Consider the following 23,897-nt stretch of genomic DNA (forward strand, 5'->3'; position numbering starts at 1 on the left):
AGAACGAAAGAGGCGAGAGAAAAATACGAATTCCTCAATAGGATGTATAATTCCGGGAATAAAAAGTACAGAGCCCAGCCCCAATACGTGAAATGCCGCCTTTTAAGCGTGCGGACCGGGCCACTCCGGGGCGGCGGGCACCTGCTCGGCCGACTGGTCGCCGTTCCAGAGCGCCAGGGCCAAAAAGGTGTTAAAAACAATCAGCAGAATAAATTGGATGATGTACATAATCCAGATCAGGTCGGGCTGGTTTTGCATCTGCATCTCAAATACAAAGACCATCACCGTGCCTGCATAGTACAGGATAGAACCCACGCTGACTAGGAACATGGGGTCCCGGCCCAGGTCGATGTTGCGCAGCTCCCGCAGCGTCTGTTCAAAATACGCTACGGCGGCTCCTACGAGGAGAATGCTCTGAATCAGGTGAATAAACGTGTTGTAGCTAATAAAGAAAGCCTGAGTAAAGCTCAACGGCTCAAGGATAGCCAAGCCCAGAAAAAGCCCTACTGCTGTCAGTAAAATATAGCGGCTGCGGCCAGAGTGAAAGGCGTAGTAGTAGGCCCACCCGAGCAGTAGACTTTCCCCAATCGTGGCCAGACGCAAAAACAGGATATTATTGTGGAGCACGTGCCGGCCATATTCCGCCAGTGCCCCATTCAGCAGGGCCCCGGGCAGTAGCACAAACCAAAACAGGGGCCGGTAAGCAGGAAGCAGCCGTTTCCAGCGACGGATGCCAATTCCCAACGGAATCAGATAAGTAAGCAGCGCCACATTATTAAACTGCTTGGCAAACTCTACTAACCACGCGCTATCCACGGGTGGGACGATAAGGAATAGACATGGGCAAAAGGTGTGGTACTGGAGCGGAGGGTAAGCAAAACAAGCCGGGCCCGGAATTGGACCTGCCCAGTAACCCTGGCTGGGGCCTTGGCTACTTTGTAAAGTTTTATAAACTGGTCGCAGCTATGCGTAGTTAAACGTTGGTAGAGCCGGGTAGCAGTACCGTGCCTGAATTCTTGCTGCTGTTGTATAAGGCTAAGGCCAACAGGCAGTTGAAGGCAATCAGTAGAACTGACTGAATGCTGTACATCAACCAGATTTGATTGATCTGGTAGTTTTTCTGCATGGAATCTTCCAGCACGAATACCATTAACGTGCCCGAATAGTACAGGGTAACGCCGACGCTCACCAGAAACATGGGGTCGCGCTCCAGACGGATATTGCGTAACTCCCGCAGGATCTTTTCGAAATACATTAGCGCCGCCCCGATTAGCAGCAGGCTTTGAGCCATACGGGTGTAGGTCTTGGTGCCGTACAGCCCGGCCCAGAATACATACTCGACAATGGCAGTAACCAGGAAAACTGCTACGGTCATTACCAGCAGCTGCTGATTTAGCCGGGTATTGAAGGTCTTGTAATATGCGTAGCTCAAAAACAGCGTCTCCGACCAGAGAATGAGGTAGGTGGAGAAAATATTGTTGTGCCACACCTGCCGCCCTACTTCTGCCCAGACATTCAGTACCAGAATGAGTAGCAGGGCAGCCCCGATGCGCAGCCGATGCGGCAACACCGGCCAACGCCAGACACACACGGCTACTGGGAGCAAGTAACAACAAACCGAGAGCAGGTTCAATTGCTTGGCTATAGTCACCAGCAGAGTGTGGTCTGGCATTGGCATGGAATAGCACTAATTCGTAAGCGGACTGTCTGCCGCGCAGCAGTTAGGACAAGTTGGGCCGGTGGCCAGCATTACGCGGTTGTACATGTCATCCATATCTGCCTTCACGCCGACCAGTACGAAGCCACCCTGCCCGTTATCGTCGATGGCGTTGTAGATGCGGATGCCCACAAACTCGGACCCGCAATCATCGATTAATTCCTTGAGCTTGTTTTTACCAAAAAACTGACCTTTAAATACGGGCTTAGAATCATCCGGGCACTCATTGTAGTTGTGGGTCATGCCCGCTGCTACCGTCTCATCTACGATGGTGCCTTCGTTGCCGTCAAAAGTATTCATGCAAGAGTGTGTTAGGAAGTAAGTAAGAAATTGTAGAACAAAAATGCTCAACCGCTGAACAGTCAAATATAGGGCAAACCGTATTGGATGCAAGCAGTCTTACTTCGTTTTCACTCAGCCTAAAAGGGTAGCCGGCCATTGGGATGAGGGCGCACCGGACCCGGTGGCGTGTCATGCTCGTCAGGATCAGGACCTTGGTCGTCGTCTTCCTCTTCCAGGTTTTCAAACACGCGCTCAATGGCCGATTCGGCATTGCGCAGCTTCTGCTTGCACAAGCGAATCAGCTCGGCGGAGCGCTGCACCCGGGCCGTGAGGTCGTCTACGTCGACGGTATCGGTTTCCAGCGCCCGCAGGATGGTTTCGAGCTCTTCAATGGCTTGGCGGTAAGTGGTATCGTTGGTCATTCGGGAGAAGCGGAGCTTGCAGTAGGGAGTGAAGTGGGGGCCAGATGTGGCGTGCGGTCCGTAATCTGGGCGGCCAGGGTAAGGTGGGGTAGCAGCAGCCGTACCTCGTCGCCGGGCTGCAAGGTGTGTTCGGGCTGCTGGTGGTCGGTAATGAGCTGCACGTAGCCGTGGCGGGCCAGGGCCGTTGCTTCGGGCAGCGGGGGGGGCTAAGCTGACTGAGGCGCAGCGTAGCGCGGTGCAGCAGACGCTCGGCGGCTAGCTGCAACTGGTAGTGGTGGCGCAGCAGCTGTTCGCGACGCCGCCGGTGTAGCCGCCGAAACCGCTGGGCCAGCTGCCGGCCAAATGTGCGCAGACCCTGCTGCTGCTGCGCCAAAGCACGCCGGGCCGCGCGGCGCAGCCCCTGCCGGTGCCGACCGAGCTGCCGGTGCTGCTGGCGCAGCTGCTCTCTTGGGGCAGTAGCGGCCTTGCGAATACGATGATACAGCTCAGCCCGGTGCTCATCGAGCTGCTCCTGGGCGGCGCGGTGCACGAAGCGCCCGGCCTGCTGGAGCAAATCAGCGGCGTCGGAGAGCTGCTGCCGGGCCAGTTCGTGAATCCGTTCGGCGTAGCCGTTGAATACGGCGTCGAGGCGGGCCAGGCGCTCGGCCAGAAAGGCCGCTACCGCCGTAGGCGTTTTCAGGGCCAGATGAGCAGCCAGGTCCAAGACGGCTTCGTCCCGCTCGTGCCCGATGCCGGTCAGTACGGGTAGGGGAAAGGCTCCAACGGCTGCTGCTAAGCCATAATCATCGAAAGCCAGCAGGTCGGTCTTGGCCCCGCCGCCGCGGATAATCACTACGGCATCAAAGGTGGCGCGCCGGGGCCGGATGGCGTCGAGGGCGCCCAGAATGCTGGCAGGAGCCTCGGTGCCCTGCATGGTGGCCGGAAACAGGCTCACGGCAAAGTCGTAGGGCGACTCGCTGAGCTGCTGCACGAAATCCTGGAAGCCCGCGGCGGTGGGCGATGAAATAACAGCCAGCCGCTGCGGCCCCAAAGCCAGAGGAAGCCGCTTCTGCCGTTCCAGCAGGCCTTTAGCTTCTAGCTTGCGCACAGTTTCGAGGCGCTGCCGGGCCAAATCACCCACGGTGTAGCTGGGGTCAATGGTGAGCACGTCGAGGCTCAGACCGTACTGCTCGTGGAATTTAATCTGCACCCGCAGCATCACCTTCAGGCCCGTTTGCAGCTCCTGCCCGGTCTGGTCGACAAAGGCCGGGGCCAGTTGCTGGTAGCGCTGGCTCCAGATGGTGGCCCGGGCCTGGGCCTTGAGTTGGGCCCCGCGGCCGGTTACGTGCTGGTCGGTGAGCACGAGGTAGCAGTGGCCGCCGTCGTGGCGGGGTGGAGTCAGGTCGGCAATTTCGGCTACCACCCAGTACGACTCGGCGAAGCGCGTTTCCACGGCCTGCCGCACACGCACCAGCAGCTCGGCCAGCGGCAGCGGGGCAGGGGGCAGCGGACCAGACAGGCCCGGGTCCGGACGACGATTATACAGGGGCGGCATACGAGGGGCAAGGTACGAATTCGGGCAGCGGCAACGTACCTCGGCCAGACAATTCCGGCCGCCAAAGGGCTGGAAGTAGGCTATGTAACTCCCCGGTCCGGCCAATGTTGGATGTGGGGCAAGAAAAAGTGCGGCTGCCCGGCTCATTATTACCAACTGCTGGGGCTACGGCTTTTTTTTTACCTTTCTAACCGAAATCCGCCTTTCTCTTACTCATCCTCCCCACATGAAAAACAAAAACAGCCTGACGCTGGCCTCCGTGGCTACCGCCGGCCTGATTCTGGCCGGGTGCGCTGCCAGCAACACGCCCGCCAGTACTACCGCTACCGCGGCTGCCACGCCTGCTACGGCGACTGCTACCCCCGCCGAAGAGCCCGTCGTAAAAGGCGTGGGCCTCGACGTGACGACCATCGACAAGTCGGTGCAGCCCTGCGACGACTTCTTCCAGTACGCTTCCGGCAATTGGCTCAAGAGCAACCCGATTCCAGCTTCCGAAACCAGCTGGGGCAGCTTCAACGAGCTTTATAATAAGAACCAGGCCGTGCAGCGCCAGATCTTGGAGGAAGCTGCCGCCAACCGCAGTGCCGCCAAAGGCACCAACGCCCAGAAGGTAGGCGACTTCTACGCCTCGGCCATGGACTCGATGGCCATTGAAAAAGCCGGCATTACGCCCCTCAAGCCCGAACTGGCCCGCATCGACGCCATCAAGGACCTGAAAGGCTTGCAGGCCGAGCTGGCCCACCAGCAGCAGATTGGTACCGGCTCGGTGTTCAGCATGGGCGTGGGGCAGGACGAGAAAAATAGCACCCAGTACGCCGTCCAGATCTACCAGGGCGGCCTGCGTTTGCCCAACCGCGACTACTACCTCAAAAACGACCCTCGCACTAAAGCCGTGCAGGCCGCTTACCTCACGTACATCACGAACGTGTTTAAGCTAATGGGCGAAACGCCGGCCGCCGCGGCCAAAAACGCGGCGACCATCATGCGTATCGAAACCCGCATGGCCAAGGCTTCCAAAAGCCCGGTAGACCTGCGCGACCCGAACGCCAACTACAACAAAATGACCGTGGCGGAGCTGCAGAAGCAGTATCCCAACCTTGGTTTACCCGTGATTCTGGCTAAAACCAATCTGGGCGCGGCCAAAGAGGTTATTGTAGGCCAGCCCGCTTTCCTCAAGGAAGCCAACGCAGCCCTTAAGGCCGAGCCTCTGGCTGACTGGAAAACCTACCTGCGCTGGCACCTGGTGTCGTCGGTGGCTAGTGCCCTGCCCAAGGCTTACGTAGATGAAAGCTTCAAGTACAGCCAGGTGCTGACCGGCGCCAAGCAGATGCAGCCCCGCTGGAAGCGTATGCTGCGCTCGACCGATGCTGCCCTGGGCGAAGCCTTCGGCCAGGTGTACGTCGACAAAGCCTTTACGCCCGAAGCCAAGCAGAAGGCTATGGAGCTGGTGAACAACATCCGGGCTTCGATGGCCGAGCACATTCAGCAGAACACCTGGATGAGCGCCGCCACCAAGGCTGAGGCGCTGAAAAAGCTCAACGCCTTTACCGTCAAAATCGGCTACCCCGACAAGTGGAAGGACTATTCGGCCCTGACCATCTCGCGCGAATCGTACCTGCAGAACGTGCTGGCCGCCCGCCAGTGGGCTGCCAAGGACGAGGAAAGCAAGCTGGGCAAGCCGATTGACCGCGGCGAGTGGGGCATGACCCCACCCACGGTGAATGCCTACTACAACCCGCCGATGAACGAAATCGTGTTCCCGGCCGGCATTCTGCAGCCCCCGTTCTACGACCCCAAAGCTGATGATGCCGTCAACTACGGGGCTATCGGTGCCGTTATCGGCCACGAAATCACCCACGGCTTCGACGACCAGGGCCGGCAGTACGACTCCGAAGGCAACCTGCGCGACTGGTGGACCAAGGAGGACGCCGACAACTTCACCAAGCGCGCCGACGTGGTGGGCCAGCAGTTCGACGCCTTCACGCCCTTCGACTCGGTACACGTAAACGGCAAGCTCACGATGGGCGAAAATCTGGCCGACCTCGGCGGACTCAACATTGCCTACACGGCCCTGCAAAAGGCCATGGCCGGCAAGCCCAAAACCAAGATTGACGGTTTCACGCCCGAGCAGCGCTTCTTTCTCTCGTACGCTCAGGTGTGGCGCACCAACGCCCGCCCCGAGGCCGTGCGCCAGCAAATCCTGACCGACCCGCACTCCCCGGCCCAGTACCGCACCAACGGTCCCCTGCAGAACATGCCCCAGTTCTACGAGGCCTTCGGCTGTAAGGAAGACGCCAAAATGGTGCGCGTCCAAGCCCAGCGCGCCAAGATATGGTAGCGGTAAGATAGTGCGTTACCAACTGTCATTGCGAGGCTGAGGGCCGAAGCCGTCCGTTATCTGCTCGTGACAAACATCCTTTTACCAAAAAGCCCTGACGTTAGCGTAACGTCAGGGCTTTTTGGTTTAGAAGACTCAGCGCATTTCAAAGGACGTATTGCTTCGTCCTTCGTCCTCGCAATGACAGTTGGTAACGCACCAGCTCACCCGTCTACATCTTGGCACGACTGAAGCCGTATCAACAGCACCCGGAGCCCTATCTGTAGCAACCAAAGCTCCATCTATATCGACTGATGCTTCATCCGTAACGACCGAAGAGGCATCCGGCAGCTATTTTCACTGCTTCAAGGGCGGCATCCGGCTTTTCGGGACTGGTGGCGGCTTTGGCCGGTGCGCCGAGGGCAGGCCAGGTCGTGGGCAGTATATGGGAGCCGGGGTGCGGTGCATAGTAGCCGATAGGAGAGGGGTGAGGGGCCGCGGGGAAGAATCCGTGCCTTTTCCCGAGCTGCCCGTATCTTGCGGCATGCAAAAAACGCTGCTCTCCGCCTTCCTGCTGCCGCTCGTGCTGTGCGGCGCCTGCCAGTCGTCCGATTCGAAAACCGCCGCCCAGCAGCCGGCCGCGGCCGCCACGGAAGTGCCGCCTCCGCCGCCCACCGAGGTGAAGCTTCGGGTAGACAACCCGCAGGTGGGCGACGTGTACGTGGTCCGGTTTCAGCCCCAGGGCACTCAGGAGCAGCGGTATTTCTTTTATCACCTCTACCGCGTCACGCCCGACAGCGCCTACCTGCACCCGGCCCGCAAGGAAGCCACCGACCCCGCCGCCGACCTAACCCAGCCCGATTTTCAGGCTTCCAGCAACACTATCGGCTACTCCCGCGACGAACTGGAGGGCCTGCTCCAGATTGAGGCCGGCGACGTGCTCCAAACCCAGCTGGTGGAGGTGCGTCGCCCCGAGTAGGACGCCTATTTCACGATGTCAATCTTAATGCCGACGTCCTTTTTGGGCCACTTATAGGGGTCGACGGGCTCGGCCGCAATCTTGTCGATGACCTCCAGGCCCTCCACTACTTCGCCAAACACGGTGTACTGGCCATCCAGGGAGGGCACGCCGCCCAGGTTGGCGTAGGTTTTGAGCTGCTCGGCCGTGAGCTTGCGCCCGGCCATAGCTTGAGCCTGATACGGTGTGAGCTTTTCGCCCTGCACGAAGTAAAAATCCTTGTTGGAGGACAGTTTGCCCGGGTTCTGCTCGTCGTCGTAGCGAGCCATGCCCAGAGCGCCGCGCTTGTGAAAGTGGGCCGGCCGAACCTCGGGCGGCAAATGGTAGCTGGCCATGCGAATGGAGCGGTGCTCGGACCGGCCCCCCTGAATGGCAAATCCCTTGACCACCCGGTTGAACACCGTCTCGTCGAATACGCCTTTGCGGGCCAGTAGCAGAAAATTAGCCTTGTGAATCGGCGTGTCGTCGTAGAGCTTCACGCGCAGGTCGCCGAGGCGGGTGTGCACAATGACTTCCGAGCCGGGATACGCTTTGCCGTATTCCGTGAGCAAGGCCACTGCGTTGCTGTCGCGCAGGCTGGTCAGTTCGGGGCCCGGCACGGGTGGGCGCGTGGGAGTTGCCGGAGCGGCGGTTTCGGCTGGGGGCGGGGTCTGGTTGCAACTGCCCAGGGCCAGGGTTGCCGTCAGCAGTATACCGTAGGATAGAGTAGGCCAGCAGGCTGGGCGGAAAAGAGAAAACATGGGCAGAAAGGTCAGAGCGGAGGAATAATGCCGGTAGGCTAGGGGCCTGAAACCCCGGAAAAGTCGGGCTCCCGTATACGGTGCCCGGCGCCCAAATGTAAAGCGTTGGCTGCTTACTCGGCCCCCAGCCCAAATGTAAAGCGTCTGCAGGATGAGAAGTGAATAAAAAAGCGGGACCAGTAGGCCAGGCATTACGCCCTTGCTACTGGTCCCGCTACTGTTCGGTAGCCAGATTTTCGGCTTGTTTATCCTGCTGAGAAGCTAGTTCCAGCCGTCGTTTTCTTTCTTGTCCTCCTTCTTTTTCTTCTCCTTGCGCTTGGTGCTGCCCTCGTCCGACTTGGTCTTGACCTTTACTTTTTCGGGCTCGGCAGCGGGCACTGCCGGAGCTGCCACCGGAGCTGGAGTCGGCGTTTCGACCGGGGCCGGGGCCATATCCTGGGCCGAGTTGATCTGGTCGGGACGCTCCACGGTTTTCTCCTTGTGGGTTGCCAGCAGCAGATCCTGGGCGGCCAGTTCGTTTTTGTCCCAGGCTTTGAGCTCCAGGGCCAGCTTTTCTTTTTCTTCTTTGCTGGGCTTCTTCCCCAGCAGCTGGTCCAGGTCGGGCTTGCCTGCGTCTTGCCAGGCCGTCAGCCACATGGAGGCCACCATCGTCGGGGCCTGCTTGAGCCGGTAAGCCACTTGGCCGCCTACTTCCTTGTAATAGGCATCGGCAAAGGCGTCGGAATAGGCCCGGCGGGTTTTGCCAAATTTGTGGGAGAAGGTGTATTTGGTTTCGTTGGTGAAGGTGCGGGTCACTTTTTCCTCCTTGTCGAAGGTGTCGCCCAAGAAACCGTACGACTCCTGTACGGCCGTCCAGATGGAGCGCAGCGGGTCCTTCAGATACTCGGCCTTCTCGCTGTCCAGCTTCCACTCCGCCAGGTGGCGCTCCGGAATTTTCGACTCCCACAGGCTGTGCATGCCGTGCTGGTTGGTCAGCTGCCCGTCGTAGTTCTCGGTGGTGTGCAGGGGCACGTAGGCATCGGCCACGTAGTGTCCCAGCTCGGCCGAGAGCCGGATAATGGCCACCGAATCACGCTGCCGGAAGGCTTCGGTCAGGGCTGTCTTGGTTTCGAGCACAATCCACGGCACGGTGCCGTACTTGCGCAGCGTATCGGCCGAATACTTGGCCACGGCTTTTTCCCAGAGCTTGGGCATGGAGCCGAACGGGTCGTCGCCGAAATGGTCCATGTCGATGTAGTGCTTGGGGGCCTCTTTAGGGTCGTCCTCGCGCCGCTCATCCGGGGCCGTCGACAGCCGCACGATTTCGGGCAAGTGGCGGTAATAAAACCCTTGCATGGATTTAGGCAAGGTGTAGACTGCCACCTGGTTGATGGTGCGGTGCGCTAAAAAGCCCCAGCCCGACGAGAAAAACGGGCATAATAGCACGAAGGCCAGCGTTAGTACATGCTTTTTCATAAGAAGAAGTAAAGCCCAAAATGCAGGCTCCGCAAGTTCGGAATTTTGGATTAATAGATTGTTAGTTGTTCGTTGCTAGTTGTCAGTTGTTCGTTGTTGGGGGCGTTAGTCAGGGGGCTTGCGCGCCGTCGCTAGCCTGCCAGGGCCAATTTGGCGTTCAGCCGAACAAGGGTTTCCGAAAAAGCGGCAACTTGAGACCCGCCTGGGAGTCAGCCAGTGGATAAAAAACCGAGCCTACCAACTGACAACTAGCAACGAACAACTGCCTATGACCCTTATTTCCAGGAAGAAGCTCACCTACAGCATCAGCCCCGGGCTGCGCGAATACCTGCACGAGTACGACCGGGAAAGCAAGCTGCCCGTCACCTACCGCGACCTGCTGCGCTACAGCGGCTCCTTCCCGTTGATGGACCGCAACGGCCGCGACACGCTCTGGCAAACCGTTTTTTACGAGCCCAGCACCCTGGTCGAGCTGTCGGCGGGGCTGGCCGAGGTGTATGCTCTGCTGCGCACCGACGGCGACCTGTCGTTTACCGACCACCTCCTGGCCGACCGTATCGACTACTGCCAGTTCGGCAACAGCAACCCGTTCCGGGTGCGCATCGTCAATCAGCTCAACGACAACTACGACTATTTCTACGTGAAGCGGGCCGACGCCTCCCGGGTGTACGGCCTGGAGCTGGAGCACCTGTTGTCGCCGAACCGCATCAACTACCTCGTCTGCGGCGATTCGCTCATCGAGGAACACATTGCCGGCATTCCCGGCGACGATTTTATCCGCGACCATCTGCAGCGGCCCCACCTCAACCAGGTGCGCATTGCCAAGGAGTTCGTCAAGTTCAATGAGCGCTGCTTTGCCCGCCTGCTCGGCGACATGCGGGCCTACAACTACGTCATCATTGCCACCCCCGACTTCGAGGACGAGCAGTACCGCGTGCGTGCCATCGACTTCGACCAGCAAAGCTACGAGGGTAAGAAAAACATGTATCTGCCCCAGTTTTTCAAGGACAACCGCAAGGTAGTGCAGATGTGCAGCAAGCTGCTTACCACCGAAACCATCCGGCAGTATCAGGCCGAGGAACGAACCCTGATTGCCCGGCGCGTGCGCCTGGAACGCTACCGCCTCAAGAACCTAATGGATATCATGCGGCGCGACGAAACTTCTACCGACGAGAAAACTGCCCAGCTCAAAGCTCAGCTCAACGCGCACTACGGCTCCAACGCCTTCGACCGGTGCCGCAGCATGGGCGACGTGGTGCACCAGAACCTAAAAATAATGCTGCTGGCCCGCCCGCGGCCTGACTAGGCCGTGAGCTTTTCCTGGTCGGGCGGGAAGCGGTCCAGGAGTTCGTTGAGCTTGTGGTATACAAAATCGACGGCCTGCTGGCGCACGCTCAGGCAGTCGCCGAGAAATACCTCGCGGTGTTCCTCGGCGCGGTTCTGATAGAGAAAGGTGAAAAAGAGCGTGCCAGCTGGCTTCTCGTCGGTTTCGGAGCCGCCGGCCGCGCACAAGCCCGTTACGGCCACGCACACGTCGGCCCCGATTTTCTTGTGCAAACCCATCACCATTTCGTTGGTCACCTGCTGCGACTCGGCCGTGTAGATTTCCAGGGTTTGCTTGCTTACACCCAACAGCTTGTGCTTAGCCTCGGGGTGGTAGGTTACGATGGAGCCCAGCAGCACACTGCTCACGCCCTGGGCTTCCACCAGGCCCGAGGGCAGCATCCCGGCCGTGCAGCTTTCGGCAAAAGCCAGGGTGAGCTTGTATTGAATAAAGCGCTTTACGAGGGCAGATATTTCAGCTTGTTTCATAGGTCAGAAAGGGGCGGCTGAAACCCTATACTGCATTTTGGCCATTAGGTTAGGCGCGGCAAGGCTAAGCTCAACGATGAGTATAGTACAATATGCTCGACGGTAGTAGCTTAACTCCAGACCAGCGCGGAGCTTACTTTAGCCCGCTTCTTGGGCTTACTCCTGCCGGTACACCACGCCTTGCTTCATCACAAAGCGCACCTGCTGCATCACCTTAATATCCTGGGTTGGGTCGCCGTCTACGGCTACTACGTCGGCCAGCTTGCCGGCTTCCAGGGTGCCCAGGTTTTCGGTTTGGTTGAGCAGCTCGGCCGCCGAAACTGTGGCCGCGCGCAGCGCCTCGTAGGCCGGCATCCCAGCTTCTACCATGTACTGAAACTCCAGGGCATTCACCCCATGGCGGTACACGGAAGCGTCGGTGCCAAACGCAATTTTCACCCCGGCCTTATAGGCTTTGCCGAAGGTTGTTTGGAGCTTGGGACCAATAGCCAACGCCTTGGGCGTCACCAGGGGCGGGTAGTAGTTCGGAATCTTGGCCGAATCGGCCACCGACTTGCCCGCCGTGATGGTCGGCACGTACCAGGTTCCGAACTTCTTCATCAGCTTCATCGTCTCGTCGTCCATCAGGGTGCCGTGCTCAATACTGGTCACGCCGGCCCGAATGGCCCGCTTCATGCCCTCGGCCCCGTGGGCGTGGCAGGCTACTTTCAAACCCAAATCCCGCGCCGTTTCTACCACGGCCTTTATTTCTTCCTCGGTCATTTGGGCGCTGCTGCCATCTTTGGCCACGCTGAGCACCCCGCCGGTAGAGGCAATCTTAATCAAATCGGCGCCGCGCTTGTACTGCTCGCGCACGGCCTGCCGGCACTGCTCCGGGCCGTTAGCTACGCCGTCGGCCGGGCCGGGTACGCCCATTAGGTCCTGGCGGTAACCATTGGTGGGGTCCATGTGGCCGCCGGTACCCGATATGGCTTTGCCGACGGTAAACACGCGTGGGCCCACTACTTGGCCGCGGTTCACGGCGTTGCGCAGGGCCACATTCACGCCCGAGCCGCCCAGGTCGCGCACGGTGGTAAAGCCGGCCAGCAGGGTTTTGCGAGCGTGGTCGAGGGAGCCGAAAGCCACGTCGGCCGGGTTTTCGGTCAGCTCCTTCAGAAAGCCGTCCTTGCTGGTCTCACCTTCCAGATGCACGTGGCAGTCAATGAGGCCGGGCAGCACGGTCTTGTTTTTCAGGTCGATGACCTTGTCGGTGCCGCTGCCGGTGGTGTAGCCGCGCTCCACGGCCACCACCCGGCCCTTTTCCACCACAATGGTCATTTCGGTCTGGGGCTGGGCCTTGGCGGCGCGCATGTCCAGCAGGCGGCCGCAGTGCAGGTAGGTTTTCTGGGCCCAGGCCGGAGCCACAGGCAAAGCGCAAAGAAGGAAAGCAGTGAGCGTAACGCGGGTAGAAAGCAGCATGGTTGAGGAAATGGGCGTGAATCGGGGCAGTAAGGTACAACATAGAAAAACGCTGCATGCCGCCTAAATCCGCCGGAATCCGTACCTTGACAGCGGCCTTATTTAGGAGGCCAGTTATTCACGTACTCTACTCTTTCTCCATCCTCATGGCCACTCACGAAGAATTCGAAGCCGCCGCCGCCCGCGCCCAGCAACTGCCCTCTAAGCCCAACAACATGGTGCTGCTCCAGCTCTATGCCCTCTACAAACAAGCATCCGAAGGCGACGTATCCGGCGACCGGCCCGGTGGCTTCGACTTCAAAGGCATAGCCAAATACGATGCCTGGGCCAGCCTCAGCGGCAAAAGCAAAGACGCTGCCCGCCAGGAATACGTGGAGCTGGTAAACTCCCTATTCCAGGGCGCCTAAGTTTCATGTCAGAAGGAAACGAGTCATTACGAGCGAAGCACTCCGTTCTCTGAGATGTAGAAAGCCCTCAATCGTTGTTACGGTTGAGGGCTTTTCGGTAAAAGGGCATTTGTCACCAGCAGAAGACGGGTTGCTTCGCTTCCGCAATGACACGTCTTTGGTGTATTAGCTCACTTTGGGAGCGGGCAGGTCGAAGGCTTCGGCGTTGTGTTCGAAGTGGCCTTTGTGTGAACCGTCGCAGAAGGGCTTGTTCTTCGACAGGCCGCAGCGGCAGATGCTGATTCGTTCCCGGCCGGCCAGGCCGTAGGGCTGCCCCTGGGCGTCTACGAGTTCGAAATCACCCTCCACGCGCAGGGAGCCGTTGCTGAGTACAGTTAGTTTGGTAGCCATGTGGTTAAAGTCAAGAAGTGAGGCGAAATTGAGGAGCGGGGCAGGCGCTTAGTCGAGGCAGGAGCGGCCGGCGCACGACAGCGGCGTGTACGTGGCCGAGAGAATCGTCCAAGCGTTATTCTCGAACTTCCACATCAGCCAGTACTTACCAATAATGCGGTTTTTGGTTTTATCCTGAGTGTCAGTCCAGGCTTGGGCCCATTCGCCGGTTTCGTAGGCCAGCTGCCCTTGGTCGCTAAGCTCCACGTTCATCGTGCGGTTCATCCAGGTTACGTCGGGGCGTTGGCGGAAGCGGCTGCGGAACCACTGGCGGGCCGCAGCCTCGCTGCTACGGCTGCCGCTGGCGGTGCTTACCACGATGCCCGGGTTAAACAAACCGTAGAAAGCCGTGGTGTCGCGGCTGTTGAAGGCGCGGTTCCAGGTTTCGCTCCGGGTTTTGATCAGCTCCAGGTGTTTCTGCTTAAGAATCTGACCGAAGCTGAGCTGGCTGACGAGCAGCAGGGACGCTACGCCCAGCAAACGGCGCAGCGGCAAAAAAGTAGAAAGGCCCATGCGGGTACGGAGTTGGATGAAGGCAAAAGACAGCGCAATTACGCCAGTTCTTTGCGCATTACGTAGTCGTTCATCCAATAAGGCCCGATGGCAATGTCCTCCTCACGGTGGCGCTGGAAGCCCAGGCGCTCGTAGAACGAAATGGCCGGGTTGTGGCGGTTCACATTCAGCTCCAGGGTTTTGCCCCCAATCTGGCGGGTGGCTTCCTCGACGGCCTCAATCAGCTTTTGGCCCAGACGCTGCCCCTGGTGGGAGGGCAGAATATAAATCTTGTGCAGCTTGAACACCTCGTCGCCGGCGGGCAAGCGGGAGAAGGACGCATAGCCGGCCGGGTGGCCTTCGGCGTAGAGCAGCAGAAAGGTATGCCCATCCTCGCTCATCTGACGCTGCAGAGAGGTCGGCGTGTAAATCACGCGGTACATATACTCAATCTGGTCCTTCGAGATAATGAAGCGGTAGGTCGGCTCCCAGGTGGCTTCGGCCAGCTGAATAATCGTCGGAATATCGGCCAGCGTGGCGGGCTGAATGGTAATAGCTGATGGAATGGAAGCGGACATAAGGTGCAAAAACGGCATTTTTTAGCGAAAAAACGAACCCCGACAGCTCCGAACCACGTTTTGGGCCAGAAATTGCCAGTGAACACACGACGGCCACCCGGCCCGACGTTTGTATTTTTTCGCCCTGTACCCTGCCTTATGAAACGATTCGTGCTTCCGCTCAGCTTCGTGGTAGCTGCCTTTAGTGCTACCACACTGGATGCCTCGGCCCAGCAAAAATCTACTCCGGCCAAGAAGCCCGCCGCTTCCACGCCCTCGGCCATCGAGCGGGATTTGGACGTGTTCAGCGACTGGGTAAACGACAAGCTGGACCGCGCCGAAGTAGGCGTCCGCCGCGAATTACCCCGCATAAAAGAAGATTTTGACCGCCAGAGCAAGCGCCTCGACCGGGCCGTCGACAGCCTGTCGAACCAGTCGAAGCGGGAATACAACACCCAGAAGAAGCGCTACCAAAACTGGGAATCCAAGCAGGATAGCCTGGATGCGGCTGCTCGGGAGCCTGAAACGGCCAGCACTGCCCAGCGCCGCCTGCTCAACGAAACCGTAACCATCAGTCGGGCCCGGGCCAACGAGCTGCCCGAGCTGTACTTGCACCTGCTGGAAAACACCCGGGCCCAGCGCCAGGGCTGGACCCAGGCCGACTGGAGCGCCGCCAGCGCCGTCATGGACCGGCTGAATGCCCGCTATGAGCAGGTGCGCGAACAGCTACCCCTGGAGGAGCGGGTCCGCATCCGCTCGATGCAGGGCGAGTTTCGCACCCTGGAGAAGGCCCGCAACGTGAAGGATATCATGCGCGAGTAATTTCCGGTGAATATATTTTGAGCTAAAACGGCACCCGTTACCTGGGTGCCGTTTTGCTTTTCAGGCCGCTACGCGCTGCCGACGCAGCCATTCCAGGGCGGTATCTACGTCGTAGAAAAGCTGAATTGGGAGCTGTTTGCCCACACGCTCGGCAAATTCGAGGCTGATAATCTGGTTCTGCATGTCGGGCGAAAAGACGTAGGCGAAGGCACGCAGGCCGTCGTGCAGGGCCGCCGGCAGCCATTCGTACTCCAGCCAGGCCAGCGCTTCCGACCATTCGCCGGTGGAGTCGGTTTTGTCGTTGAGCAGCAGCGGACAGCGGTACTGTGCCTGGATGGGGCCGGCGGCCTTGGCTACCTGAATGACTTCGGGGCCGGTGATATTCCCCGTCCAGCTAATGTAGAGTAGTTGTTGCTCAGGATATACCCGAAAAGAGGCAATGGGCCGGCCGTACGCATCAGTAACGGTTCCCAGATCAGTGCAGAGAGTAGAGAGGGGAGGCATCGGCAGTCAGAACGGATGGGCAGAAGGTAAAAACGGCAAGCACAACAGCGGGCCGGACAACCTACGTACAAAGCGCGCAACTGGCTTTCGGTGGGGTAAAGCGTTGCCGAAAAAGCACGCAGCTAGGAAGATACATTATTTTGCTCAGGAAAACTAGCGTATTGTTGAGCCCGATTTGGGTGCGGTCAGTTGGCAGGTTTCCGCTACTTTTGTAGCCACTTTTTTCGTTTCGCTACCTGCACCCCGCTCATGCATATTGCAATCGTCGGCAACATTGGCGCCGGCAAGACCACGCTGGCTAATAAACTGGCGCATCACTTCAACTGGGAGGTTTTCCTGGAGGATGTCGACCACAATCCCTACCTGAAGGACTTCTACGACGACATGCCGCGCTGGGCGTTTCACCTGCAGGTGTACTTCCTCAACAGCCGTTTTCGCCAGACCCAGCACATCAAAAAGCTGCAGAGCGCCAGCAAAGGCGTGATTCAGGACCGTACCATCTACGAGGATGCCCACATCTTCGCGGCCAACCTGCACGAGTCGGGCCTGATGAGCGAGCGGGACTACCAGAACTACCTGGCCCTGTTCGAGTCGATGATCAGCATGGTGGACCCACCCGACCTGCTGCTCTACCTCAAAGCCGATTTGCCCAAGCTCATTCAGCAGATCGACAAGCGCAACCGCGACTACGAGAACAACATCAAGATTGAGTATCTCAAAAACCTGAACGAGCACTACGAGAAGTGGATCAGCAACTACAAGGCTGGCAAGCTGCTGATTGTGGACGTCAATAACCTCGACTACGTCAATAATCCGGAGGATTTGGGCGTTATTATCGAAAAGATTAACAGCACCTTGTTCGGTCTGTTCTAAGGTCTGCTTAGTACGAAAAAGCCCCGTTGATGACCTCAACGGGGCTTTTTCATATCGTATTAGTCTGGCTTTCTACCCTTCGGCCATGACTTCGTTCAGGAACTGCACCCAGGGCTGGGCAGCCTGCCAGGCCTGGACGACGCGGTCCGCGAAGTCGGGGCGTAGCACTTCCTCGTCGGAAAAGGAGCGCCACACGAAGAAGCTTTTGAGCCGTAGCCACTCGATGTCGGGGTCGGTGCGGTCGTAGCCTTTCGGGGCCGTGCGCAGGCTCTGGCTCATGTCGAGGCCCGCGGGGAATTCGCGCAGCAGAGCCGGATTCTGGCGCAGATCATGGAAGGCATCGGGAGAGTAGTGGATTTCCTGGCGAATCCGGGCCAACTGGGAGGGTTCGGGCATCCAGCGTCCGGCGCCTACGTAGGTTTCACCGCCGGGCTCCACGGCTACGAAGTATCCGGCCCACGGACTGTGCCGTCCGCCGGGCTTCAGGCCCGAGCCCATGTGGCGCTTATAGGGCTCGTCGCTCTGTTGAAACCGGTCGTTTTTGTTGATGCGGAACATCACGTCGCCGGGGGTGAGGCCGGTCAGGCCCGGCTCGAAGCGCTGGCTGCGCTGGAGCAAATCGGCGGTGAGCTCCGTGAAAATGGCCCGGGCTTTATGATAGTCGCCACGGTGGGCATCCATCCAGGTTTTGTGGTTGTTGGCGGCTAAGTCGCGCAGAAAAGACAGCAGGAATTCTCGATTCATAGGTAAGCGTAACACCATAAAGCGCAAAAAGCCGCCCGGCGAGGCCGAAAAACCCTAAAAAAGCTGTTGAGGGGGCAAGGACTCCGAATTATAGATTTCTCTACCTTTGTAGCGGCCTATGCTGAGGCCCTCACCTTGCGCGCATTATGCGGCTGCTTCCCGGCGCGCGTCCTTACAGCACAGTAGTATATCCTAAAGCAGACCCTGTGAAAACAGCCTACTTTACGGATCGTAGCGCCGTGGAGCAGAACGCGCTACAGTCCCTTCTCGCCTTCGAGGAAAACCAAAATATCGGGCCGATTGCCGTATTCCCCGATATTCATTATTGCTCCGAACGTTCTATTCCGGTTGGGGTAGCCTTCCAAACAACCAAGGTTTTTTATCCGCTGGTAACTGGCAAGGATATGGGCTGCGGAGTGGCTTACCTGCGAATTCCCCGGCGGGAAATGTTGCGCCCCTTTGATAAAGCCAAGCACTACCGCGCTCTGGAGCGGGAAGTGCACCGCATGACGGAAGAAGGGCTGGGCGGTGGAAACCACTTTCTGGCATTGGAAAAGTCGGCCGATTACCTCTACCTCATCGTGCATACCGGCAGCCGCAACCTGGGCATTTATATGTACCAGCAGAATTGCCGCCTGTTGGAGCACTACAACCCCGGCCGGGAGTGGCTGCCCATTGAGCTGGCGACGCCGGATTATCGGCGGGAATACGAGCGGGTGCTGCGCTACGCGGCGAGCCGGCGGCAGGAATTTGTGTACAAAACCTACGATTTCCTGCAGCGCAACCAGTATGTGGAGGCTGGTAGCCCGGTTTTTGCCGACAGCTGCCACAATCTGCTGGAGTTCAGAGCCGACGGCGTAACCCACCGCAAGGGCAGCACGCAGCTGCTGCCGGAGGGCGAGGTCGTCATCCCGCTTTCTATGAGTCGGGGCTCCCTGATTGTGAAGCCCAACCGCTGGAATCCGCTGGTAGAGCAGGCCCTGTGGAGCTGTGCGCACGGGGCGGGCCGCCACTACAGCCGTACCGACACCCTCAAGTTCTGGCACTCGCTCAAGAAAGCCGAGAAGGATGCCTACCGCCAACGCTTTCCGGAGCTGCTAAACCGGCAGGGCGACTTTGATAGCAGCATTCTGCAGGAATTCGACTTTGCTTACAAAGACTCCGCCGCGTTGCTGGCTACCCAGCCCCACCTGATCCGGTGCGACGAGACGCAGCCCATTGCGACGGTGAAATTTACCGGCGTGTAGGCGGTGGCCCTGCTGGTGAGCAAGACGCTGTTAGGTTAGCCAATTCTTTACCAAGCTTGACCTACTACCAAGGCTGGCTTTTTTAAGGTTTCGCAAAAAGCCCCTGCAAACACTGTTTGCAGGGGCTTTTCAGACTGTGGGTAAGCGGAGCGTGCTGCTTTAACGCTGCCGCAGTGCCTGGGTGTCGGTGCCGCGGGGACGGTTGTTGAGCGACCAGTCGAAGGGCAGAAACTCCACGGCAGCAGTGGGCTCGATTTTCACGGCGGCGTAACGGTTCAGGAAGGCAATCAGCTTTTCACCTTCGCCAAACTCGGCGGCGTACCAGTCGAACAGGCTGGAGAGTTTCACGGTGTTGGGGCTAACCTGGTTGAGGGCCGAGCGGACCAGAAACAGGCGGCCCTGAGCATCGAGTTGCTGCTGGAGCCGGGGCCCATCGTAGGCCTCGTTGAGCAGGGGCGGGCTGGAAGTAGCGGCCGATACTAGGGCAAAATGTACCCGGGGGTCTTTGAACTCGGCCCGCAGCACCTCTTTTTCAATGGCGTTGAGCGAGTATACTTTGCCGCCCACGTTGACTGAGCCTGCCTCCCAAACCGATTTGTAGCCCTTGAGCTCCTTGACGCGGATATCGTTTATGCTGGCTACGGGAAAGTACTGGAGCACGGTGTAAATCGTGGCTGCATTGTACACGTTAATCCAATAAGCCTCCTTATCGGCAGCCGACCAGGTAGCAGCGGGGGGAGTTTTGCGAATCGTCTGCAAATAAGCGTCGAGCTGGTCTTCCTCCTCCAGGAAACCTTCGTAATCAACGAAGCCTTCCGGGGTCACGTGCCGGCGCAACAGGTCGGTCCAGGCCGCATGCAGTGCCGGCACCGACTTTGGGTCCTGCGCGTGGATACTGGCTACTGGTAGCAAGCAGGCCAGCCACAGGAGAAACACCAAAAGCCGGGGGAAGGCAAAAGACTTAATCATGCACAATAGGAGTCGGGGGAAGGACAGGGCGGAGCAAGCAGATCAAAGAGCCAGTAAAAATGCAACTCAACCGTAACAAGCTAGTTCATGGATAAATGAACCAGAGCGAGGGTATTTGAATTATTTACGGTTTTAATTGATTTTTCAAAGCTAATAGCTTTTTCAGCAATCAACAAAGCTAGTAGGTAACTTTTTGACAGCGCCAGTTTTAGGACCGAAAACCCCGTTTGAGCGCTGAGTGAGCCCAAATACGGGTTAAACCTTCCCAAAGTCTCCCAAATCCCGTTTTAAGCCAGCGTGCTCTGCACCACCAGCGTGTCGCCGAGGCGAAGCGTGCCACTGCCGGGTCCCGTCACGTTCTGTCCAAACATGACCTTGCCACCCTGGGTACGGTAGGGGGCCATGGTCCGCAGGGGCTCGGCGCTTTTCTGCGCCGTTTGCTGGTCGATGGTCGTTACGGCGCAGCGCCCACAGGGCCGGATTCCCTCGAAGAGCAGTTCGCCGATGCGGAAATTGCGCCAGCTTTCTTCCTCGTAGGGCTGGCCGCCGCCAAACACCAAATTGGGCCGGAACCGGTTCATGGGCAGGGCTTCCGGCAGGCGGCTGTTGAGCTCATCCAGAGAGGCCTGGCCGACCAGCAGAAACGGATAGGCATCGGCGAAACTCACGTTGCCGGGCACTTCGCCGTCGTCGGTGGGGCGCATCACCATATCCGACATGTACACCAGCTTGCAGGAGCGGCCTAGGGCTTCACTTACCCAGGCGTCGGCTTCGGGCGTGCCGCGCCAGGCAAAAACCATGTCGTCCCAAATAGTCACGAACAACGTGCGCTCGGGCGTGGCCTCGAAGGGCACGTAGAGCGGCAGCATCTCTGGGCGCGCCGAATGAGTAATCAGAAAGCCATTATAGGCGGGCAGTACCTTCAGCAAGGCCATTTCGGAGGTCTGCCGCTGAGTCATGAATTGGTTCCGCTCGTCCACAATCAGCCAGCGCCGGTCGTGGCGCAGGCCGCGGGGCTCCACCGTAGCCTCGGTCACGCGGATGCCACCCAAGGATTTGACAGGATAGATGTAGATATCAGAGAGGACAAGAGAAGCAGCAGTCATGCCGCAAAGGTAATTTTTTAATGTGCGAATGTGGCTGAATGTGCAGAGGTGCTAATGTTCCTCGTGTCCTTGCTAGGCCGAAGCCGTCCGTCCCTTGAGCTATGCGGAGCCTTCTAAAGAGAAAAGCCCCTTACTCCGGCTGGAATAAAGGGCTTTCTGGGTAAAGGTCAGGTCGTACTAAGCGGAGGACGGATGGCTTCAGCTACAGCCTCGCAAGGACAGGCGGTAATCAGCACGTTTCCCGCATTCGCATCAACAACTCTACTGACCGGAGCTGCTGCCTTTCTGGGTTTGCTGGGTGGCTAGCTGCACGGCTTTGTAGAGGTTCACCACGCCGCCGGTGCTGGAAAGCTGGGTGAAGTCGACGGTTTTCTTGTCGCCGGGCACGGGTACTTTGGTATGCACCGGCTGGGCTGACTGCATGATGATGCGCTTCAAATCGGCGGCGGTGAGCTGGGGGAAGTACGACTTGAGCACGGCCGCAACCCCGGCTACCGTGGGTGCGGCCATACTGGTGCCGCTTTCGTTGCCGTACTTGCTGCCAGGCATAGTGGAATAAATACCTACACCGGGAGCAAAAACATCGACTTTCTTGCCGTAGTTGGAGAAGTTGGCGGTGAGCTGGGCATCATTGGTGCTGCCTGAGGCTCCTACGGTTAAGAAGTTGGGGTAGGCCGTGCCTGTGAGCGGCACTGGAGCCGGGTAGTGCGTCACCACGTCCACGTTCTTTGACTCGTTGCCGGCCGCGTGCACCAGCAACACCCCCTTGGAGGAGGCGTAGCGAATGGCATCCTCCACGGCGTCGCGGTGGGGCGAGTAGTACTTGCCGAAGCTCATGTTGATAATCTGAGCCCCATTGTCGACGGCGTAGCGAATGGCGTTGGCCACGTCCTTGTCGTGCTCGTCGCCGTTGGGCACAGCCCGCACCCCCATGATGCGCACCGAGGAGCCCGCTACGCCCTGTATGCCGAGGTTATTGTCGCGGTCGGCGGCAATGATGCCGGCCACGTGGGTGCCGTGCAGCGCGTCGGGACCGGTAATATCGGGGTTGCCGTAATTACGGTCCTTTACGTTGTCCTCGTCGTCGCCGACGATGGCGCGGGGCTTATAATCGAGGTTGAGCGAGTAGTCGAGGTGCTTCTTGGTTTCGACGGTGCCTTCCTGCACTTGCTTTACTACCGCGTCGAGGTCGGGCAGGCCCGAGGACTTGAGGCTTTCGTAAAGCTGGGCTGTAAGCTGCTCGATTTTGGGCCGCAGGCGGGCGTCGAGACTTTGTACCGGCGGACGGCGCAGCACGGCCGTGTCGATGCGCTGCACGCCCAGCACGGTCTTGAGCTGCTCGTTGATGCCGGCCAGGTTTTCGGCCAGGGGCTGGTACTCCTGGTATTGCTCGGTTTCTTCCTTCAGCTTGTCGGCGTAATCCTTTTTCACCTTCTGGTAGAGGTCATACTCGGCGCGCTTGGCGGCGGGCACTGCCGTGCGCACCTTGCCTTCGTAGAGCGGCTTGAGCTTGGCAACCAGGCGGGTTTCCTCGTAGAGGTCAATGTCCACGTTGCGGCCGTCTTTGTTGCCCAGGAAGTTCCAGCCGTGAATGTCATCGATGTAGCCGTTCTTGTCGTCGTCGATGCCGTTGCCAACGATTTCCTTAGGGTTTTTCCACAGCACCCGCTTCAAATCCTCGTGGGTCGTGTCGATGCCGGCATCAATAACGGCCACGATGACGGGCGAGGCCGAACGGGTTTTGAGCAGCTCGTCGTACGTGCGCTGGGTGCTGATACCCATTACCTTGTCCTTCTGCGGGTCGAGGTGGGTCCACTGCTGCACCACGGCCGGGGGCGTGGTGGCCGGGGCCGCGCTTTGCGCAAAAGAAGCGGCCGGCACGAGCAGCGCCAGACCCAGAGAAGTCAGAAAAGATTGGGGAAATGCACTCATGCGGCAATAAGTCGAGGGGAGAAGTTGCGGGGAAAGATAGGCTACTGACGCTAATTCGCTGGAATCGTTGCCGCGTCAGCCGGTTTTCAGCTCCCCAAACCATAATCGTACCGCTATATGTTCCCGGGGAACGACAGCAACTTTGGGTTCGTCGGCTTCTCAAGAGTCAGCAGGGCGGAGATTGGCTGAAGCAGAATAGTCCGCTTACTTGGCCCTAACGGCCCGGGGTGGATTACTTCGTTCGGCGCAAGGTTTATCTTACCGGCCTTTCCAGCCTGTAGAAAGCGTATTCCGCCATGAGAATTCTGTTATATGCCTTGGGTGCCGCTACTCTGCTTGGCGCCTGTTCGGGCCCCGAACCGCCTGTAAGCCAGTCCGCCAAGCAGCCCGCCCCGGCCCGCCAGCCCGCCCTGACCACGCCCGACCCAGCTGCCTGCCACGCCTTTTTGCGCGCTACCATCAGCCTCTCTATCCAGGACCATTACGACGTGCGCAGCGACGGGGGGGCATTTTTCAGCCGCCAGCCCTACAGCCTCGATCAGCGCATTGCCGATAAGCTGGCTCCCGGCCTTGATTCCACCACTGCATCGGCTTATTTTCTGGATACGCCCCCGGCCGTAATCCGCGAGTTTCGGCGGCAGGTGTTGCAGTTTGATACTGCCGCCCAGCGCCGCTTTGTCTGGCGGCCGGAGCTGCTCGGCCAGTTCGTGTTTGTAGGCAGCACCGCCGATACGCTTAGCCCCAACCTAGCCCGGCAGGTGCGCTTTGTGACCCCGGCGCGACAGGAGCAGATTCGGCAGGAAATAGAGGAGTGGAACCACGGTCCGCAGCAGGACCGCTTTGTGAGCTACGCCAGCCTGCCGCTGTTTTCGGCCGATGGCCGCTACGTGCTCATCGTGCGCGGGCAGGCACAGCAAAGCCTGGGCTGGGACTCCATCTTCATCTACGAGCGCCAGGCCCAGGGCTGGAAAATCATTGACAGCGCCCGGCTCAGCACGTTGTAGGAGAACGAACCCAAAAACACCACGGTGCCCAGCCGTCTGCTAACTTCACGGCCCTA

General features: G+C 58.9%; 25 protein-coding genes. 8 read left to right on the plus strand and 17 right to left on the minus strand.

Features of this window, described 5'->3' with window-relative positions; all coding sequences use genetic code 11:
- Positions 1-102 precede the first annotated feature (102 nt).
- The 5 genes from MUN80_RS11365 to xseA all read right to left on the minus strand — a co-directional run bounded on the left by MUN80_RS11365 (position 103) and on the right by xseA (position 3,955).
- Complete coding sequence (locus tag MUN80_RS11365) at positions 103-816, minus strand: hypothetical protein (protein WP_244723859.1); 714 nt, start codon at positions 814-816, stop codon at positions 103-105.
- A 157-nt stretch (positions 817-973) separates the two neighbouring features.
- A complete protein-coding gene (locus MUN80_RS11370; protein WP_244723862.1) occupies positions 974-1,672 on the minus strand; it encodes a hypothetical protein in 699 nt (232 codons plus the stop codon).
- A gap of 15 nt (positions 1,673-1,687) precedes the next feature.
- A complete protein-coding gene (locus MUN80_RS11375; RefSeq protein ID WP_244723864.1) occupies positions 1,688-2,017 on the minus strand; it encodes a hypothetical protein in 330 nt (109 codons plus the stop codon).
- Positions 2,018-2,136: 119 nt separating this feature from the next.
- Complete coding sequence (gene xseB, locus MUN80_RS11380) at positions 2,137-2,421, minus strand: exodeoxyribonuclease VII small subunit (protein ID WP_244723866.1); 285 nt, start codon at positions 2,419-2,421, stop codon at positions 2,137-2,139.
- The gene (gene xseA, locus MUN80_RS11385) at positions 2,387-3,955 is read right to left on the minus strand and encodes an exodeoxyribonuclease VII large subunit (RefSeq protein ID WP_244723868.1); all 1,569 of its coding nucleotides are present in this window, start codon (positions 3,953-3,955) and stop codon (positions 2,387-2,389) included. The genes xseB and xseA overlap by 35 nt, the downstream gene beginning before the upstream one ends.
- 226 nt (positions 3,956-4,181) lie before the next feature.
- Here xseA and MUN80_RS11390 point away from each other — a divergent pair, with 226 nt between their 5' ends.
- Together MUN80_RS11390 and MUN80_RS11395 are read left to right on the plus strand one after the other, a co-directional pair.
- A complete protein-coding gene (locus MUN80_RS11390; protein ID WP_244723870.1) occupies positions 4,182-6,293 on the plus strand; it encodes a M13 family metallopeptidase in 2,112 nt (703 codons plus the stop codon).
- A 523-nt stretch (positions 6,294-6,816) separates the two neighbouring features.
- On the plus strand, positions 6,817-7,251 hold the full coding sequence (locus MUN80_RS11395; RefSeq protein ID WP_244723872.1) for a hypothetical protein: 435 nt from the start codon (positions 6,817-6,819) through the stop codon (positions 7,249-7,251).
- Positions 7,252-7,256: 5 nt separating this feature from the next.
- Here MUN80_RS11395 and MUN80_RS11400 read toward each other — a convergent pair whose 3' ends face one another.
- Positions 7,257-8,030: a peptidylprolyl isomerase gene (locus MUN80_RS11400; RefSeq protein WP_244723874.1), complete on the minus strand. Its 774-nt coding sequence runs from the start codon at positions 8,028-8,030 to the stop codon at positions 7,257-7,259.
- Positions 8,031-8,291: 261 nt separating this feature from the next.
- Complete coding sequence (locus MUN80_RS11405) at positions 8,292-9,485, minus strand: zinc dependent phospholipase C family protein (RefSeq protein WP_244723876.1); 1,194 nt, start codon at positions 9,483-9,485, stop codon at positions 8,292-8,294.
- A 268-nt stretch (positions 9,486-9,753) separates the two neighbouring features.
- On the opposite strand from MUN80_RS11405, the gene MUN80_RS11410 reads away from it, so the two are divergent.
- Positions 9,754-10,791: a hypothetical protein gene (locus tag MUN80_RS11410; RefSeq protein ID WP_244723879.1), complete on the plus strand. Its 1,038-nt coding sequence runs from the start codon at positions 9,754-9,756 to the stop codon at positions 10,789-10,791.
- Here the strand turns inward: MUN80_RS11410 and MUN80_RS11415 are convergent.
- Both MUN80_RS11415 and MUN80_RS11420 read right to left on the minus strand, forming a co-directional pair.
- Complete coding sequence (locus tag MUN80_RS11415) at positions 10,788-11,297, minus strand: CinA family protein (protein WP_244723881.1); 510 nt, start codon at positions 11,295-11,297, stop codon at positions 10,788-10,790. The two genes, MUN80_RS11410 and MUN80_RS11415, sit on opposite strands and share 4 nt — an antisense overlap.
- A 156-nt stretch (positions 11,298-11,453) precedes the next feature.
- Entirely contained in the window at positions 11,454-12,755 is a 1,302-nt protein-coding gene (locus MUN80_RS11420) for a metal-dependent hydrolase family protein (protein WP_244723883.1), read from the minus strand.
- 146 nt (positions 12,756-12,901) lie between these two features.
- Between MUN80_RS11420 and MUN80_RS11425 the strand changes: the two genes are divergently transcribed.
- Positions 12,902-13,162, plus strand: a complete 261-nt coding sequence (locus tag MUN80_RS11425) for an acyl-CoA-binding protein (RefSeq protein WP_244677923.1) — start codon at positions 12,902-12,904, stop codon at positions 13,160-13,162.
- A gap of 165 nt (positions 13,163-13,327) precedes the next feature.
- Here the strand turns inward: MUN80_RS11425 and MUN80_RS11430 are convergent, their stop codons facing one another.
- The 3 genes from MUN80_RS11430 to MUN80_RS11440 are packed head-to-tail and all read right to left on the minus strand — an operon-like array spanning position 13,328 to position 14,661.
- Positions 13,328-13,552 (minus strand): CDGSH iron-sulfur domain-containing protein, encoded by a 225-nt coding sequence (locus MUN80_RS11430; RefSeq protein WP_244723885.1) that lies wholly within the window; start codon positions 13,550-13,552, stop codon positions 13,328-13,330.
- Between the two features lie 48 nt (positions 13,553-13,600).
- Positions 13,601-14,104, minus strand: a complete 504-nt coding sequence (locus MUN80_RS11435; protein ID WP_244723887.1) for a YybH family protein — start codon at positions 14,102-14,104, stop codon at positions 13,601-13,603.
- A 38-nt stretch (positions 14,105-14,142) separates the two neighbouring features.
- Positions 14,143-14,661 carry a GNAT family N-acetyltransferase gene (locus MUN80_RS11440; RefSeq protein ID WP_244723889.1) on the minus strand — a complete coding sequence of 173 codons (519 nt, stop codon included), beginning with the start codon at positions 14,659-14,661 and terminating at the stop codon, positions 14,143-14,145.
- Between the two features lie 138 nt (positions 14,662-14,799).
- On the opposite strand from MUN80_RS11440, the gene MUN80_RS11445 reads away from it, so the two are divergent.
- A complete protein-coding gene (locus MUN80_RS11445; protein WP_244723892.1) occupies positions 14,800-15,462 on the plus strand; it encodes a DUF6565 domain-containing protein in 663 nt (220 codons plus the stop codon).
- A gap of 60 nt (positions 15,463-15,522) precedes the next feature.
- Here the strand turns inward: MUN80_RS11445 and MUN80_RS11450 are convergent, their stop codons facing one another.
- Complete coding sequence (locus MUN80_RS11450; protein ID WP_244723908.1) at positions 15,523-15,966, minus strand: hypothetical protein; 444 nt, start codon at positions 15,964-15,966, stop codon at positions 15,523-15,525.
- Between the two features lie 249 nt (positions 15,967-16,215).
- On the opposite strand from MUN80_RS11450, the gene MUN80_RS11455 reads away from it, so the two are divergent.
- Complete coding sequence (locus MUN80_RS11455; protein ID WP_244723910.1) at positions 16,216-16,839, plus strand: deoxynucleoside kinase; 624 nt, start codon at positions 16,216-16,218, stop codon at positions 16,837-16,839.
- A 72-nt stretch (positions 16,840-16,911) separates the two neighbouring features.
- Here MUN80_RS11455 and MUN80_RS11460 read toward each other — a convergent pair whose 3' ends face one another.
- The gene (locus tag MUN80_RS11460; RefSeq protein WP_244723912.1) at positions 16,912-17,583 is read right to left on the minus strand and encodes a DUF2461 domain-containing protein; all 672 of its coding nucleotides are present in this window, start codon (positions 17,581-17,583) and stop codon (positions 16,912-16,914) included.
- A gap of 206 nt (positions 17,584-17,789) precedes the next feature.
- Here MUN80_RS11460 and MUN80_RS11465 point away from each other — a divergent pair, with 206 nt between their 5' ends.
- Entirely contained in the window at positions 17,790-18,830 is a 1,041-nt protein-coding gene (locus MUN80_RS11465) for an RtcB family protein (protein ID WP_244723914.1), read from the plus strand.
- Between the two features lie 159 nt (positions 18,831-18,989).
- Here the strand turns inward: MUN80_RS11465 and MUN80_RS11470 are convergent, their stop codons facing one another.
- The 3 genes from MUN80_RS11470 to MUN80_RS11480 form a co-directional block, all read right to left on the minus strand.
- Positions 18,990-19,799 carry a DUF547 domain-containing protein gene (locus MUN80_RS11470; protein WP_244723916.1) on the minus strand — a complete coding sequence of 270 codons (810 nt, stop codon included), beginning with the start codon at positions 19,797-19,799 and terminating at the stop codon, positions 18,990-18,992.
- Positions 19,800-20,086: 287 nt separating this feature from the next.
- On the minus strand, positions 20,087-20,905 hold the full coding sequence (locus MUN80_RS11475; RefSeq protein ID WP_244723918.1) for an MOSC domain-containing protein: 819 nt from the start codon (positions 20,903-20,905) through the stop codon (positions 20,087-20,089).
- Positions 20,906-21,166: 261 nt separating this feature from the next.
- The gene (locus MUN80_RS11480; protein ID WP_244723920.1) at positions 21,167-22,837 is read right to left on the minus strand and encodes a S8 family peptidase; all 1,671 of its coding nucleotides are present in this window, start codon (positions 22,835-22,837) and stop codon (positions 21,167-21,169) included.
- A gap of 296 nt (positions 22,838-23,133) precedes the next feature.
- Between MUN80_RS11480 and MUN80_RS11485 the strand changes: the two genes are divergently transcribed.
- The gene (locus tag MUN80_RS11485; RefSeq protein WP_244723922.1) at positions 23,134-23,841 is read left to right on the plus strand and encodes a hypothetical protein; all 708 of its coding nucleotides are present in this window, start codon (positions 23,134-23,136) and stop codon (positions 23,839-23,841) included.
- Positions 23,842-23,897 lie beyond the last annotated feature (56 nt).

This window comes from Hymenobacter cellulosivorans (assembly GCF_022919135.1).
Classification (GTDB): domain Bacteria; phylum Bacteroidota; class Bacteroidia; order Cytophagales; family Hymenobacteraceae; genus Hymenobacter; species Hymenobacter cellulosivorans.

Bases quoted from the DNA above. Each gene is read 5' to 3' on its own strand.
- MUN80_RS11470 (WP_244723916.1), bottom strand. From the start codon at position 19,799: ATGATTAAGTCTTTTGCCTTCCCCCGGCTTTTGGTGTTTCTCCTGTGG.
- MUN80_RS11410 (WP_244723879.1), top strand. From the start codon at position 9,754: ATGACCCTTATTTCCAGGAAGAAGCTCACCTACAGCATCAGCCCCGGG.
- MUN80_RS11475 (WP_244723918.1), bottom strand. From the start codon at position 20,905: ATGACTGCTGCTTCTCTTGTCCTCTCTGATATCTACATCTATCCTGTC.
- MUN80_RS11430 (WP_244723885.1), bottom strand. From the start codon at position 13,552: ATGGCTACCAAACTAACTGTACTCAGCAACGGCTCCCTGCGCGTGGAG.
- xseA (WP_244723868.1), bottom strand. From the start codon at position 3,955: ATGCCGCCCCTGTATAATCGTCGTCCGGACCCGGGCCTGTCTGGTCCG.
- MUN80_RS11400 (WP_244723874.1), bottom strand. From the start codon at position 8,030: ATGTTTTCTCTTTTCCGCCCAGCCTGCTGGCCTACTCTATCCTACGGT.
- MUN80_RS11375 (WP_244723864.1), bottom strand. From the start codon at position 2,017: ATGAATACTTTTGACGGCAACGAAGGCACCATCGTAGATGAGACGGTA.
- MUN80_RS11445 (WP_244723892.1), top strand. From the start codon at position 14,800: ATGAAACGATTCGTGCTTCCGCTCAGCTTCGTGGTAGCTGCCTTTAGT.
- MUN80_RS11370 (WP_244723862.1), bottom strand. From the start codon at position 1,672: ATGCCAGACCACACTCTGCTGGTGACTATAGCCAAGCAATTGAACCTG.
- MUN80_RS11480 (WP_244723920.1), bottom strand. From the start codon at position 22,837: ATGAGTGCATTTCCCCAATCTTTTCTGACTTCTCTGGGTCTGGCGCTG.
- MUN80_RS11485 (WP_244723922.1), top strand. From the start codon at position 23,134: ATGAGAATTCTGTTATATGCCTTGGGTGCCGCTACTCTGCTTGGCGCC.
- MUN80_RS11390 (WP_244723870.1), top strand. From the start codon at position 4,182: ATGAAAAACAAAAACAGCCTGACGCTGGCCTCCGTGGCTACCGCCGGC.
- MUN80_RS11450 (WP_244723908.1), bottom strand. From the start codon at position 15,966: ATGCCTCCCCTCTCTACTCTCTGCACTGATCTGGGAACCGTTACTGAT.
- MUN80_RS11395 (WP_244723872.1), top strand. From the start codon at position 6,817: ATGCAAAAAACGCTGCTCTCCGCCTTCCTGCTGCCGCTCGTGCTGTGC.
- MUN80_RS11405 (WP_244723876.1), bottom strand. From the start codon at position 9,485: ATGAAAAAGCATGTACTAACGCTGGCCTTCGTGCTATTATGCCCGTTT.
- MUN80_RS11420 (WP_244723883.1), bottom strand. From the start codon at position 12,755: ATGCTGCTTTCTACCCGCGTTACGCTCACTGCTTTCCTTCTTTGCGCT.
- MUN80_RS11460 (WP_244723912.1), bottom strand. From the start codon at position 17,583: ATGAATCGAGAATTCCTGCTGTCTTTTCTGCGCGACTTAGCCGCCAAC.
- MUN80_RS11455 (WP_244723910.1), top strand. From the start codon at position 16,216: ATGCATATTGCAATCGTCGGCAACATTGGCGCCGGCAAGACCACGCTG.
- xseB (WP_244723866.1), bottom strand. From the start codon at position 2,421: ATGACCAACGATACCACTTACCGCCAAGCCATTGAAGAGCTCGAAACC.
- MUN80_RS11440 (WP_244723889.1), bottom strand. From the start codon at position 14,661: ATGTCCGCTTCCATTCCATCAGCTATTACCATTCAGCCCGCCACGCTG.
- MUN80_RS11425 (WP_244677923.1), top strand. From the start codon at position 12,902: ATGGCCACTCACGAAGAATTCGAAGCCGCCGCCGCCCGCGCCCAGCAA.
- MUN80_RS11435 (WP_244723887.1), bottom strand. From the start codon at position 14,104: ATGGGCCTTTCTACTTTTTTGCCGCTGCGCCGTTTGCTGGGCGTAGCG.
- MUN80_RS11415 (WP_244723881.1), bottom strand. From the start codon at position 11,297: ATGAAACAAGCTGAAATATCTGCCCTCGTAAAGCGCTTTATTCAATAC.